The organism is Halorientalis litorea (assembly GCF_023028225.1).
Lineage (GTDB): Archaea > Halobacteriota > Halobacteria > Halobacteriales > Haloarculaceae > Halorientalis > Halorientalis litorea.
The window spans coordinates 1,700,053-1,711,893 of the sequence record NZ_CP095482.1; the positions used below are offsets into that span (position 1 = coordinate 1,700,053).

The following is an 11,841-nucleotide window of genomic DNA, read 5'->3' on the forward strand; positions in this document are numbered from 1 at the left end:
AGAAAACCAGTCGAGACCCGTCTCTTACTCGAAGCCGTCCTCCCAGCGGAACGTCCCGCCCCGCTGGACGACTTCACCGTCGACGGTGAGACGTGACCCCTCGCCCATGTGCCTGATGAGGTCGACGTGGACTGCAGACTCGTTCCGTTCGTCCTCGTGACCGGCCGGGAAGTTCGCGGCGTAGGCCCGCCCCAGCGCGAGGTGGACTGTCCCACCCATCTTCTCGTCGAAGAGGATGTTGTCCGTCACGCGGTCGATACCGCGGTTCATCCCGACGCCGAGTTCGCCGAGGCGACGCGCTCCCGCGTCGGTGTCGAGTACCTCCTCGATGGCCGCCTCCCCCTGTGCCGCCCCGTAGTCGACGACGGTGCCGTCCTCGAAGGTGAGCGACACGTCACGCACTCGACGGCCGTTGACCGTCATCGGCACGTCGAAGGTGACGGTCCCGTCGGCGTCGGCGGGAGCCGTGAACACCTCGCCGCTCGGAAGGTTGTGTGAGTCGTAGTCGACGGAGGCGGCACTGTTGACGGCCACGCGGTCCGCGATGGACATCGTGATGTCCGTCCCCTCGCCGACGAGTCGTACCTCACTCCCCTCATCCAGAATCTCCTTCAACCGCGCCATCTCCTCGGCGAGTGACTGCCAATCCCGGAGGACGGCATCGTACACGAAGTCCCGATACTCCTCGTAGGCCATCCCCGCCTGCTGGGCGAGCGAGCGCGTGGGATGGACCGTCGACACCCAGTCGGTGTCGAGCCGCGCCTCTCTGATACCTTCGTGGGCACGAGCCGCAGCCTGTCGGCGGTCGGCGGCCACGTCCGCGAGCGCGGTGGTGTTGCGTCCGCCCCCGAGCGAGAGGACGATGTCCGCATTCTCGTACAGCGCGAGTTCGTACTCGGGGTCGGTCTCGAAGTCGTCGTCGTGTGCCCGCAGATACGCCCGCTCGACCTCGTCAGAGCCGTACACGGACAGGAGATTGGCGCCACGGCCACCGACTTCCTCGGCGACGGCGACGGCGAGGTCGTGTGTTCCCTCCGACACCCGGAGAACAACGTCGTCCCCCCGATGGACCCGCCCGCTCCAGTGGACGAGCGTCGCAGCGTGGTTGCGTATTCGTTGGTCCATGTCGACCCTTTCACCGGTTGCATTATAACTTCCGTGGCCACTTACCGCCGGTCGCTCCGACTGGCCACACCAGTCCTTCCGAACCGCCGAGCGGCCCGGTCCGGCGGTCCTCGCTCACTCGGGCCGTTCCGCGAGGAAAAAGAGCGCGGAACTGCCCAACGGGTCGTCGACGGTCCGCTCCCACCGTATCTCGAACCCGGCCGATTCGAGTTGCCGTCTGGTCGCCTGCTTCCCGGGCGTCGAGAAGAACATCGACGCGTCACTCCCCAGCCAGCCCCGGCGGGTCGTCTCGTATCCGGTCGTCCCGACCGTCGTCAACACGAACCCACCGGGCCGGAGGACGCGGGCGAACTCCGCGTACACCTCGGGGTGCCGCGCCTTCGGGACGTGGAACACCGAGTGGTAGGCAGTGATGGCGTCGATAGTTCCGTCCGCTATCGGCAGTGCGGCCATGTCGCCCTGCACCAGTCGCGCGGCCGGCACGTTCGTGGCTGCCAGTTCCAACCCTCGACGGGCGAAGTCGAGGCCAACACGGTCCAGTTCCGGCATGTTCGCCAGCGTCCGTCGCCCGTCGCCACACCCGACGTCGAGCACCGTCGCGTCCGCCGGAAGCAGGGCCGCCAGTTCTTCGAGGAGGTCGACGTCGTTGCCGTCGGTCGGCCGTGTTCGCGCGTACGCGTCCGAGAGCACTTCCCACGACTCCTTGACCTGCTTGCGGTCCATGCCTCGGTGACGGGCTACACCGACTTGACCCTTGGCCGGTCGGTGACAGCGTGTCCGCCCCGGACTGCAGGGCCGACGTGCTCTTGTCCGTTCGTCCCCGAACTGGGCGCGTGCAACTGGCAACGCCGCATCACCTCGGCGGAGACTACTACGTCACTGCCGTCTCCGTCGGTCGCGACCCCGACGCCGACACCGTCCGGGACTGCCCGACCTGTGGCGGATACGTCGCCGACGACGAGTGGACCGTCGCCGCGACAGTGGTCGACCGGGCCGACGACTCCCGGGCCGAACACGTCCACTGCGGGACGGCCTGCCTCCGGGAGTGGCTCCGACTGTGTGCCCGAGGCGCGGCCTGACAGAACGTAACTAAAGTCGCCGTTTGAGGCTTGAGTGGGTACTTTTTTCGACGGGAACGAGGAGTAGGTATGCAACACGCTCGGAACCGGCACGACGACGCTCCGCGCGGCGGTGACCCGACGGTCCGCCGGACTGCCGCGGACCTCGCCGTGCGCAACCACGACTTCGACTGCGGATACGACCTCGCGGTGACGGTAGAGGACGGCGAGTAGCCACGGACTCTCGAGCAACTGCTGGGGCCACGGTTCCGTCGTCCCGTCTGTAGGATTGCTATCCGACGGCATACTCTCCCTCCATGTTCGGGACTGGATTCAAGAGCGGATTGAGCCTATCCCCGAACGTGTTCGTGCGTGGCTGTTACACGAACGCGGCGGGCTAGACGCCATCCGTCACTCGAAGAAATCGGCCGCTTCCGTGACGGTGAGCGGCCGCTCCTCCCGGCCGAGTCGGTCGAACAGTTCGACCACCTGCGGCGGGCGGAGCCCACACCGCTCCAGTAGCGCGCGGTCGGTCAGCACCTCGCGCGTCGGACCGACGCGGATTACCGACCCCTCGGTGTCGAGCAGGTACACCCGGTCGGCGACGCGCGGGACGAGTTCCGTGTCGGGCGTCGAGACGACGAGCGTCACGCCCGCCGCCGCGAGTTCGTCCAGCACGTCGAGGATGGCCGCCCGGTGTGTCGCGTCCACGTTGCTCACCGGTTCGTCGAGCAGGAGAACGTCGGGTTCGACGGCGAGCGCGCTGGCGAGGGCGGCCCGTCGCTGCTCGCCGCCCGAGAGCCTGAACGGCGGCTTGTCGAGGAGTGCTTCCAACCCGAGTCGGTCGGCCAGCCGTGCGACGCGCTCGTCGGCTTCCGCAGGGGGGATGTCCAGTTGCGCCGGGCCGTACTCCACGTCCTCCCTGACCGTGGGGTTGAACAGGTACTCGGCGGGGTCCTGCGTGAGGACCGTCAGTCGGTCCCGCAACTCGTCCGCCGGGGCGTCGGTCCCGAAGTAGCGTCGCTCCCCACTGTCGGGGTCCAAGACGCCGCCCAACACCTGCAACAGCGTCGACTTCCCGGCCCCGTTCGGCCCGAGGAGCGCGACCCGTTCGCCGCAGTCGATGGACACGTCCACGCCGTCGAGGGCGAGCGTCCCGTCGGGGTAGGCGTAGCGCAGGTCCCGTGCCTCGATGGCCGTCACGCCACGACCACCCCGATGCCGACGAGGGCAACGACCAGCGCGAACGCCGCGTCCGCGACGCCGGGTCGCTCGCGCCGGTCGTACCCCCGCACGTCGCCGCCGCCACGGGCACGGGCAGCCCGCTGGACGCGTTCGCCGCGCTCGATGCTCCGCAGGAAGAAGGTGCCGAGGAACCTGCCCGAGTCCCGCCACGCGCGCCGGAGCGTCGGCTCTCGAATCGTCCGGCTCCGGCGGGCGCGGGCCATCCGCCCGAGTTCGGCGAAGAACACGAGCAGGTAGCGGTAGGTGATGGCGACGAGCGTGACGGCGATGTGGGGGACCCGGAGCCGTGCGAGCGCGCCGAGTACGTCGCTGAACCGCGTCGTCGCCAGCAGTAAGGCGAGGAAGCCGACGCAGGCACCGACCCGGACGACGAACGTCAGGACGTACGCCGCTCCGGGAACCGTCACCGGCCCGGCCAGCGTCGCCCCCTCCATCAGGATGGCCTGCGGGGCGACGACGACGAACGCGAGTGCCGGTGGCCCGACCGTCCGGCCGAGGAAGGCACGGGCCGGGACCCGCGAGGCGACGGCGAGCAGAGCGGCGACGGCGGCCAGCGCGGCCGCCTCGTGGGGTGTTCGGCGGGTGGCCGCGAGACCGACGAGTACGAGGAGGCCGACGAGCGTCACGCTCGGCGTGACGGCCTGCAGGAAGCCGTTCCGCTCCGTCGTCCCCTCGGCGAGCAGGAACCACCGCGCTTTGGCCGCAACCTCCGCGACGGTCCGGCCGAGCAGGTCAGTCCGGGTCATGTTGCCCGCCCAGAACACGCCCGATTCCGGTGGCGACGGCGAGCGTGAGGGCCGTCCCGACGGCGGCGGCGACCAGTGTCCCCGCCGCTGACCCGAGGCCCGGAACCCCATAGTCCGGCAGGAGGCCGTCGTGGACCGGGCGCGCGTCGTCGGCCGCCCCGGTCTCCTCCGCGGCGTTCTCCAGCGGTTCGGCGTAGCCGACCTGTCCGGCCGCCCACGCGAAGACGGGTGCCAGTGCGACCAGCACGACGAGTGCGACGACGGCCAGCACGCGCGTGTCACGGAGCCACGCGTCCATCAGGCACTCACCTCCGCACTGGTCGCGGCGTGGCGCAGGTCCGGCCGTGCGTCCGTCAGGTAGCGGTAGACGACGGCGGTAACCGCGCCCTCGACGACGCCGAGTACGAGGTGGCCGACGCCCATGATGGCGAGCGTCGTCCCGAGTTCGTAGGCGAACGCCGAGGACACGCCCAACTGGACGCCGGCGGCGACGGCGGCGGCGGTGATGCCGAGCCACCCGGCCGCGAAGGCCCCGGCGAACTCGTTGTAGGGTGCGACGACGCGGTACACGGCGTAACCGACGTACACCTGCACGACGGCCATGTTGAACACGTTCGCCCCGAGGACGAGGACGCCGCCGTCACCGAACACGAGTGCCTGCACGACGACGACAGTCGCCACGCACAGCGCGCCCAGATGTGGCCCGAGCAGGATGGCGGTGAACGCCCCGCCGACGAAGTGGGCACTCGTACCGCCTGGAATCGGCCAGTTGAGCATCTGCGCCGCGAACACGCCCGCGGCGACGACGCCGAGCAACGGGGCGCGCGCGCCCGCCAACTCGCCGTCGGCGCGGCGCGCCGCGACGGCGAGGACGGCAACCGAGAGCGCGGCGAACAGTGCCGCGACAGACAAATCGAGGAATCCGTCCGGGATGTGCATCTCGTCACAGCCGTCACACACGCAGACAATAATACTTTCTGTCGATACAGTATTACTGTGGGCCGCGGTGTGTGCCGCCGTGTCGCCGTCCCGGTGCGGGAGTCAGGGCTTTTACCGGCCGCCCGTGTAGCCGCCGGTATGAGCGAGGACTTAGACCGTATCAGTCTCACTCTCCCGCCGTCGATGACGGACCGACTCGACGGTATCGTCGAGGACTGGGAGTACGCGAGTCGGTCCGAGGCGATACGGGACGCGCTCCGTGATTTCTTCGCCACTTACGAGTGGGAGTCGGACGAGACGGCGCGCCACCACGGAACCATCGTCGTCGTCCACGACCACCACGCCGAGGGCATCGCCGACCGCCTCCAGACGATTCAACACGAGATGGCCGACATCATCACCTCCGTCCAGCACATCCACCTCTCACACGATACGTGCATGGAGACGCTGGTGGTCGACGGTCCCGGGACGGCCATCACGGAACTCGCCAACCGCCTCCGCGCCCTCGGCGGTGTCCAGCAGGTGAAAGTCGTCGTCGTGGACCAGTGACTCACTCCGCAGCGTCGCTCGGGAAGTACGCGAACACCGACCCCTCGACCGCCTGCCGCTCCAGCGCGGTCAGCACTTCGAGGTGCTGTCGCGCGTCGGCGAGTGTCGACTTGGCGTCGGCTTCCCCCCACGACCCGAAGTCGTAGAGCAGCTCGTCGCGGTGCCGGCGCGCCTCCTGCATCTCGGAGACGAGGTCGTCGTCAACGTCGGTACAGCGGAGCAGCAACTGCTCCCGGTCGGCCTGTGGCATCCGCCAGAGCCACCGCCCCGTCTCCGTCGTGTGTCTGTGGCCGTCGGCGACCAGCTCCTCGTGGACGATGCGCAGCGTGAAACTCTCGACGAGCAGTTGCGCGAGGCCGTGGAACCACACCCGATATGTCGTCTCGGCGACGCCGGTGAACGTCTCCAGCGAGAACGGCCCGTCGAACGTGGCGGTGTCGAACAACTGCTTCCACGTGTCCATCGACCCCTCGTCCAGTCCCACGAGTACGGCGTACAGCTGTCGGATGGCACGTTTCGTCCCCTCCTCCGGCGACGCCGTCCCGCCGCCGCCGGCCAGTGACAGCGGCGACAGCGGCCCCATCGCCGTCAGCACGTCGCTCCCCGTGTCGAACGCCTCGAACAAGTTCGTGAACGGTGCAAGCGGGTTGTTGTCGTTACCCATTGCCGTTCGTTCGGACGCGGGTCACCTTATTCTATCCCTGCTGTCGGGAAATATACACGCTCGCGCTCGCCGGCGGCACCATTGCCGTCGTCTCGGCCCCGAACGCGAGCAGTCCCTCTCGAAGAACGTCGGCGAAGACGGCCGTTGGACCGCCGAAGAAATCGACGCGCGGTGGGCCGAACTCACCGACGGCGTCGAGACGATGCGGATGGACTCCGGGTACTGACGCCCGCCTGTCACGGCCGCTCGTCCCGTCGCCGTTCACGCACCGTCGGGGTTGGATTCCGGCGTCCGCCACGCCAACACGAGGCCCGCGAACAGGAGGGCGGTGACGAACGAGAACGCCGCCGCGTAGGTACCGAATCGCTCGATGAGGGCGCCCGTGACGACGGGCGCGCTGGCCGCACCCACCAACCCGGAGAAGGTGAGCAGAGAGAGTGCCGTCGTCGCCACCACGGGGTCGGCAGTCTCCGAGACGTACGTGAAGTAGATGCCCATGGCCACCTGCATACAGAACCCGGCCGCGAGTGCCAGCGGGACGACGACCAGCGACGTGCTGACGGCGACGACCAACACCATGCTGAGCGCGCTCCCGAGGAACGACAGCCGGGTTATCGGCCGACGGCGCGCGCCGAACACGGTCCCCGAGAGGACGCCGCTACTGGTCCGGCCGACGAGGCCGATGAGCGGGAAAAGCGCGACGAACGCCCCGCTCTGTGCCAGCGACACGTCGAACGTCTCCGTGAGGAACGTCGGCATCCACGAGTTGAAAAAGAGGAACACGGACGTCGAGACGAACCCCATCAGGCAGATACTCCACACCGCGCCGTTCGAGAGGATTTGTGCGAAATCCCCCAGTCTGGGCGTCGAGGAACGCTCGCCGTTCGCCGGTGCCGACCAGTCCGGCGCGAGCAGTTTGAACAGTAGGTAGCCGACGACAGTGGGGACGGTGAACACGGCGAATATCCACTCCCACGAGAGGAGGTCCGCGACGAGCGGTCCGGACAGTTGCCCGACGACGAACCCCGCGGGGATGCCGGCCGTGAACAGGCCGAGCGTCGTCGCCCGCGTCCTGACGGTGACGTGTCGACGGATGAGTTCGAGGTAGGCCGTCCAGATGCACACCGACGCCAGTCCGCCCGCCGCCCGTGACTGTAACAGCAGCCAGTATCGGCCGTCCACGGCGGCGACGTACCCGCCGACGCCGGCGACGACGAACAGGGCGGTGGCTCCGCCGACGAGCGAGCGCGTCCGGAACCGGTTGAGGAAGATTCCGACCGGAATCGCGACCACCGCCTGTGCGGCTATCGAGGCACTGATGACCGTCCCGGCGGCGGACGGTCGGAGGCCGAGGTCCGCCATGAGGACGGGCAACACGCTCGCCGGGACGATTTCGTAGGCCGAGACGGCGGTGACCATCACCCAGCCGCCGAGGACGAGCCGCCACTCGAACAGCGACAGCGTGGCAGTGATGCGGTCGACTACTGGGGGAGAGTGCCGCTCGCTCATCGAGCGGTTACTCCCAAATCCCGCCGGTGGCGTAGTCGACGGCCAGCGCGAGCACTGCCGTGATGAGGATGATGACCACGCTCGCGGAGGCGACCAGCGGTGAGTAACTGTATCGGAGCCCCGCGAACACCTTGATGGGGACCGTCTTGATGCTGAATCCCGCCAACAGCCACGCGATGACGTACTCGTTGAGCGAGAGAATGAACACGAAGATGGCTCCGGCTAGTACGTTCGCTTTGATGATGGGGAACGTGACGCGGCGGAACGTCCCGAGTTTTCCCTCCCCGAGAATCATCGACGCCTCCTCGTAACTCCGGTCGAACTCGCCGAGGCCCTGCGAAATCAGGATGAACGGGAACGGGACGAAGAAAACGCTGTGAGCGAGGATGACGCCCCAGACCGACCCTGTCAAGTTGAGCGTGTAGAAGAAACTCACGAACGCCACGCTGATGACGATGGGCGGGAGCATTATCGGGACGACGTAGGACGCGCCGAGCAGGTTCGAGAACCGGAAATCGAGACGGTCGATGACCGTCGCCGCGATGCCGCCCACCGCCGTCGAGATGACCGTCGCACCCGCCGCGATGAACAGGCTGTTTTTGGTCGCGTTTATCCAGTCGGGCGAGCTGAGGTACGCCTCGAACCACCGAACCGAGAACCCGGTCGGCGGGAACGAGAGCGTCTCCGTCGGCGTGAACGCCACGACGCAGATGACGACGATGGGCAACAGCATCAGGAACAGGACGATGCCAACGAACGACTTCAGGGCCGGTCCGTAGAACCGCGCGTACGAGGTCACGCCTGCTCACCCCCGAGGCCGCCGAGGTCCACGTCGGTGACGCGCAACACCACGAGGAGAGTGGCAAGCACCGCCCCCACGAGGACGAGGCCCATGACGGCCGAGAACGGGATGTTCAGGTTCTCGTTTATCTGGCGGCCGATGAGGACCGCGATGGTCCAGTTCGACGGGTTCCCGAGCATCCGCGGCACGACGTAGATGCCCGCAGTCAGGATGTACGTCAGGAGCGCGGCGGCTATCAGTCCCGACTTCGAGAGCGGGAGCGTCACGCGGTAGAACGTCCGGAGTGGCCCGGCACCGAGGTTCTTCGACGCCTCGATGAGCGACTCGTCGATGTTCCGGAGGCTCGGGTACAGCGTGAGCACGTAGAACGGCAACAGGATGTACACCGACCCGACTACGACTGCCCAGTACCCCGGAACGAACGCTGTCGGTTCCGCGAACACGCCCAGCGCGACGCCGACGGTGCTGACGACGCCCTCCTTCGAGAGCAGCACGGTCCACGCGTACGACCGGACGACGTACGTCGTGAACATGCTCACGAGGAATATCATGATGACCGCCCGGCGGACCAGCAGGTTCCTGATTCTGGTGAGGAAGTACGTGACCGGGTAGCCGATGGCCGTCACGAGCAGGGTGACGAACAGCGAGAGCTGGAGCGTGAAGACGAGCCGGTTGTAGTACAGCTCGGTGGTGAAGAAGTCGACGTAGTTCGATATCGTCAGCACCTGCTCGATGCCGCCGACGACTGGCGTGAAGAAACTGTACACCACCAGAAAGAGGAAGGGTACGGCGAAGAAGACGAGGATGAACGAGAGCGGGAGGCCGATGGCGATGGCTCTCCCGCGGTGGGCGACCCGGCCGGCCGTGGTCTTGAGGCGCGACGCGACGGTCGACGTGAGCGTCGAGAGTAGCGTTGACATGTGGTTTCACCCCGGTATCAGCAGGCAGTCGTCCGGGTCGACGAGCAGGTCGACCCGCGCGCGCTCGTCGAACACGGAGTCGCGCCGCTGTGACAGGGCGAGCATCTCGCGGCCCGCGTCCGTCTTCACGTGGTACTGGACGGCGTTGCCGAGGTTCCGTTTGAAATCGACGGTGCCGCTGATGACGTTCGCGCCGTTGTGTTCACCGTCCGGCGGTGCGATGCGGACGTCCTCCGGGCGGACGACGACGGTACTTCGCTCCGTCGTCGGGCGGCTACCGACCCGGAGTTCGATGTCCTCGGCGACCACGGTGTCCGGGTCGTCGAAGGTGGTCGTCCCCTCGAAGATGTTCGACGTGCCCAGGAAGTCCGCGACGAACTCGCTCGTCGGGTTGTCGTACACCTCGGTCGGTTCGCCGATCTGCTCGAACTCCCCGTCGTTCATCACGACGAGGCGGTCGGACATCGCCATCGCCTCCGTCTGGTTGTGGGTCACGAACAGCGTGGTGATGCCGACGCGGTCCTGTATCTCCTTGAGTTCCTTCTGCATCTCCTCCCGGAGTTTCTTGTCGAGGCTCGCCAGCGGTTCGTCGAGCAACAGGACCTCCGGTTCGGGTGCGAGTGCCCGGGCGAGCGCGATTCGCTGTTGCTGGCCGCCGGACAGTTCGTCGGGCTTCCGGTGGCCGGTGTCGGGCAACTGCACGAGGGCGAGCATCTCGCGCACGCGGGTCTCGATTTCCTCGTCGGTGTACTCGCCCGAACTCCGCAGACCGTAGGCGACGTTCTCGCCGACGGTCAGGTGCGGGAACAGCGCGAAGTGCTGGAACACCATCCCGATGTCACGCTGGTACGGTGGCAGGGTCGTTACGTCCGTCTCGCCGATGGAAATCCGCCCGCTCGTGGGTTTGACGAACCCGGCGAGCATCCGTAGCGTCGTCGTCTTCCCGCAACCGCTCGGTCCGACCAGCGTGACGAATTCGCCGTCTCGAATCGTCAGTGACTCGCCCTCGACGGCGACTGTCTCGCCGTTGTAGACCTTTCTGACCTCCGAGAGTGTAATCTCGCTCATATCGTCGCTCCTACTGAACGAGGAACTGCTGGAAGCGTTCGCGTATCTGCTCGCCCGAGTCGCCGATGTACAGCGAGAAGTTCGGCGAGATGGCGGCGTTGGGGCCGGGGCCCGCGATGTTCTGGTACACCTCGTCGGACAACTCCGAGTGCTGTGACTCGATGAGCGGCGAGGTGAACAGGTTCTCCGCGAGGCCGTCCTGAATCTCGGGCCGCATCGAGAACTCCATGAGGGACGCCGCGTCCTCCTGTCTGTCGGATGTCTTGAGCGCGGAGAAGTGGCCGTACGAGATGACGGCACCCTCCTCCGGGAAGACGCTCGTGATGTCCGCACCGCCCTCCGATTCGAGGAACATCGTGTCGTGGTAGTACTCGCCGGCGGGCACGTCCCCCTGCTTGAGTCGCTGGATGAACGTCGCGCCAGTCTCGAACCACAACTGCACCTGCGGGCGGAGTTCCTCCATCTTGCCGAACACTTGGTCGAGGCCGTCTTCACTCTGCAGCGTGTCCGCACCGTCGAAGAACACCTCCGCGGTGATGTCCGGCAGGAAGTTCGAGGCGATGGAGTTCTGGACACCGAGCGTGTCCTCGTAGGTGCTGTCCCACATATCCGCCCACGCCGTCGGCGGATTCGACATCTCGTCGTTGTGGCCGAGCGTGAGGAACCACCCCTGTGCCGGCGCGCCGACGACCTCGCCGTCGACGCTCTCGACGAAACTGTCGTCGAAGTACTCCAAGTTGCTGAACCGGTCGGACGGGTACGAGGCCCAGATGTCGAGGTTCGTGCCGCGAATCGTCGAGATGGCCGTGTTCAGAATCATGTCCGCCGGCGCGTCCCCGTTCTGGACCGCCGTCGCGAACCGCGGCAGAGCCTGTGTCGGGTTCGATATCTCGATGGGTTCGGTCTCGATTCCCGTCTCTTCGGTGAAGGGGTCCAGCACGTGCTCGACGTACATGTCGAGGAAGTTCGTCGAGGTAAGCGCGACTTGGAGGGGACCGCTCCCGCCGGACCCACCGTCACCGCTGGCACTCCCCGTGCCCTGTGACCCGCCGCCGTCACTGCCGCCGTCACCGCTGCACCCTGCGAGTGCGACCGCACCACCGAGACCGAGCCCGGTCGTCTTGATGAACGTCCGACGTGTTCGGCGACCGCTTCCAATCTCCGATGATTCTTGCATCAATGCGAAACAAACGCACACAAGTATTAACTTTTACTC

16 protein-coding genes are annotated in these 11,841 nt (G+C 67.0%); 3 read left to right on the forward strand and 13 right to left on the reverse strand.

Going from position 1 to position 11,841, the window contains the following annotated elements; all coding sequences use genetic code 11:
* Positions 1–24: 24 nt before the first annotated feature.
* A complete protein-coding gene (locus tag MUG95_RS09125; protein ID WP_247005855.1) occupies positions 25–1,125 on the reverse strand; it encodes an aminopeptidase in 1,101 nt (366 codons plus the stop codon).
* A gap of 114 nt (positions 1,126–1,239) precedes the next feature.
* Complete coding sequence (locus MUG95_RS09130) at positions 1,240–1,848, reverse strand: class I SAM-dependent methyltransferase (RefSeq protein ID WP_247005856.1); 609 nt, start codon at positions 1,846–1,848, stop codon at positions 1,240–1,242.
* A gap of 110 nt (positions 1,849–1,958) precedes the next feature.
* On the opposite strand from MUG95_RS09130, the gene MUG95_RS09135 reads away from it, so the two are divergent.
* Entirely contained in the window at positions 1,959–2,204 is a 246-nt protein-coding gene (locus tag MUG95_RS09135) for a DUF7576 family protein (protein WP_247005858.1), read from the forward strand.
* Between the two features lie 69 nt (positions 2,205–2,273).
* On the forward strand, positions 2,274–2,417 hold the full coding sequence (locus tag MUG95_RS09140; protein WP_247005860.1) for a hypothetical protein: 144 nt from the start codon (positions 2,274–2,276) through the stop codon (positions 2,415–2,417).
* Positions 2,418–2,594: 177 nt separating this feature from the next.
* On the opposite strand, the gene MUG95_RS09145 is transcribed toward MUG95_RS09140, so the two are convergent.
* From MUG95_RS09145 to MUG95_RS09160, 4 genes are read right to left on the reverse strand one after another with little or no spacing between them, the layout of a single operon-like run.
* Positions 2,595–3,386, reverse strand: a complete 792-nt coding sequence (locus MUG95_RS09145) for an energy-coupling factor ABC transporter ATP-binding protein (protein WP_247005862.1) — start codon at positions 3,384–3,386, stop codon at positions 2,595–2,597.
* Positions 3,383–4,174, reverse strand: a complete 792-nt coding sequence (gene cbiQ / locus MUG95_RS09150) for a cobalt ECF transporter T component CbiQ (RefSeq protein ID WP_247005863.1) — start codon at positions 4,172–4,174, stop codon at positions 3,383–3,385. Before cbiQ ends, MUG95_RS09145 begins: the two co-directional genes overlap by 4 nt.
* Entirely contained in the window at positions 4,161–4,472 is a 312-nt protein-coding gene (locus MUG95_RS09155) for a PDGLE domain-containing protein (protein ID WP_247005864.1), read from the reverse strand. Before MUG95_RS09155 ends, cbiQ begins: the two co-directional genes overlap by 14 nt.
* Positions 4,472–5,113 carry an energy-coupling factor ABC transporter permease gene (locus MUG95_RS09160; protein WP_247005865.1) on the reverse strand — a complete coding sequence of 214 codons (642 nt, stop codon included), beginning with the start codon at positions 5,111–5,113 and terminating at the stop codon, positions 4,472–4,474. Before MUG95_RS09160 ends, MUG95_RS09155 begins: the two co-directional genes overlap by 1 nt.
* A 138-nt stretch (positions 5,114–5,251) precedes the next feature.
* Between MUG95_RS09160 and nikR the strand changes: the two genes are divergently transcribed.
* A complete protein-coding gene (gene nikR / locus MUG95_RS09165) occupies positions 5,252–5,662 on the forward strand; it encodes a nickel-responsive transcriptional regulator NikR (RefSeq protein ID WP_247005866.1) in 411 nt (136 codons plus the stop codon).
* A gap of 1 nt (position 5,663) precedes the next feature.
* On the opposite strand, the gene MUG95_RS09170 is transcribed toward nikR, so the two are convergent.
* Genes MUG95_RS09170 through MUG95_RS09200 form a run of 7 tightly spaced genes read right to left on the reverse strand, consistent with a single transcriptional unit; the run spans position 5,664 to position 11,802 of the window.
* Entirely contained in the window at positions 5,664–6,326 is a 663-nt protein-coding gene (locus MUG95_RS09170; RefSeq protein WP_247005867.1) for a hypothetical protein, read from the reverse strand.
* Positions 6,327–6,357: 31 nt separating this feature from the next.
* A complete protein-coding gene (locus MUG95_RS09175) occupies positions 6,358–6,591 on the reverse strand; it encodes a hypothetical protein (RefSeq protein WP_247005868.1) in 234 nt (77 codons plus the stop codon).
* Positions 6,588–7,835 carry an MFS transporter gene (locus MUG95_RS09180; RefSeq protein ID WP_247005869.1) on the reverse strand — a complete coding sequence of 416 codons (1,248 nt, stop codon included), beginning with the start codon at positions 7,833–7,835 and terminating at the stop codon, positions 6,588–6,590. The genes MUG95_RS09175 and MUG95_RS09180 overlap by 4 nt, the downstream gene beginning before the upstream one ends.
* Positions 7,836–7,842: 7 nt before the next feature.
* Positions 7,843–8,634 (reverse strand): ABC transporter permease, encoded by a 792-nt coding sequence (locus MUG95_RS09185; protein ID WP_247005870.1) that lies wholly within the window; start codon positions 8,632–8,634, stop codon positions 7,843–7,845.
* A complete protein-coding gene (locus MUG95_RS09190; RefSeq protein WP_247005872.1) occupies positions 8,631–9,557 on the reverse strand; it encodes an ABC transporter permease in 927 nt (308 codons plus the stop codon). Before MUG95_RS09190 ends, MUG95_RS09185 begins: the two co-directional genes overlap by 4 nt.
* Before the next feature lie 6 nt (positions 9,558–9,563).
* Positions 9,564–10,625 carry an ABC transporter ATP-binding protein gene (locus tag MUG95_RS09195; RefSeq protein ID WP_247005874.1) on the reverse strand — a complete coding sequence of 354 codons (1,062 nt, stop codon included), beginning with the start codon at positions 10,623–10,625 and terminating at the stop codon, positions 9,564–9,566.
* 10 nt (positions 10,626–10,635) lie between these two features.
* Positions 10,636–11,802, reverse strand: a complete 1,167-nt coding sequence (locus tag MUG95_RS09200) for an ABC transporter substrate-binding protein (RefSeq protein ID WP_247005876.1) — start codon at positions 11,800–11,802, stop codon at positions 10,636–10,638.
* Positions 11,803–11,841 lie beyond the last annotated feature (39 nt).

What these genes read in the sequence shown, in the direction of transcription:
- MUG95_RS09155 (WP_247005864.1), bottom strand. Translation starts at nt 4,472, where the DNA reads ATGGACGCGTGGCTCCGTGACACGCGCGTGCTGGCCGTCGTCGCACTC.
- MUG95_RS09200 (WP_247005876.1), bottom strand. Translation starts at nt 11,802, where the DNA reads ATGCAAGAATCATCGGAGATTGGAAGCGGTCGCCGAACACGTCGGACG.
- MUG95_RS09190 (WP_247005872.1), bottom strand. Translation starts at nt 9,557, where the DNA reads ATGTCAACGCTACTCTCGACGCTCACGTCGACCGTCGCGTCGCGCCTC.
- MUG95_RS09140 (WP_247005860.1), top strand. Translation starts at nt 2,274, where the DNA reads ATGCAACACGCTCGGAACCGGCACGACGACGCTCCGCGCGGCGGTGAC.
- MUG95_RS09170 (WP_247005867.1), bottom strand. Translation starts at nt 6,326, where the DNA reads ATGGGTAACGACAACAACCCGCTTGCACCGTTCACGAACTTGTTCGAG.
- nikR (WP_247005866.1), top strand. Translation starts at nt 5,252, where the DNA reads ATGAGCGAGGACTTAGACCGTATCAGTCTCACTCTCCCGCCGTCGATG.
- MUG95_RS09180 (WP_247005869.1), bottom strand. Translation starts at nt 7,835, where the DNA reads ATGAGCGAGCGGCACTCTCCCCCAGTAGTCGACCGCATCACTGCCACG.
- MUG95_RS09160 (WP_247005865.1), bottom strand. Translation starts at nt 5,113, where the DNA reads ATGCACATCCCGGACGGATTCCTCGATTTGTCTGTCGCGGCACTGTTC.
- MUG95_RS09195 (WP_247005874.1), bottom strand. Translation starts at nt 10,625, where the DNA reads ATGAGCGAGATTACACTCTCGGAGGTCAGAAAGGTCTACAACGGCGAG.
- MUG95_RS09125 (WP_247005855.1), bottom strand. Translation starts at nt 1,125, where the DNA reads ATGGACCAACGAATACGCAACCACGCTGCGACGCTCGTCCACTGGAGC.
- cbiQ (WP_247005863.1), bottom strand. Translation starts at nt 4,174, where the DNA reads ATGACCCGGACTGACCTGCTCGGCCGGACCGTCGCGGAGGTTGCGGCC.
- MUG95_RS09130 (WP_247005856.1), bottom strand. Translation starts at nt 1,848, where the DNA reads ATGGACCGCAAGCAGGTCAAGGAGTCGTGGGAAGTGCTCTCGGACGCG.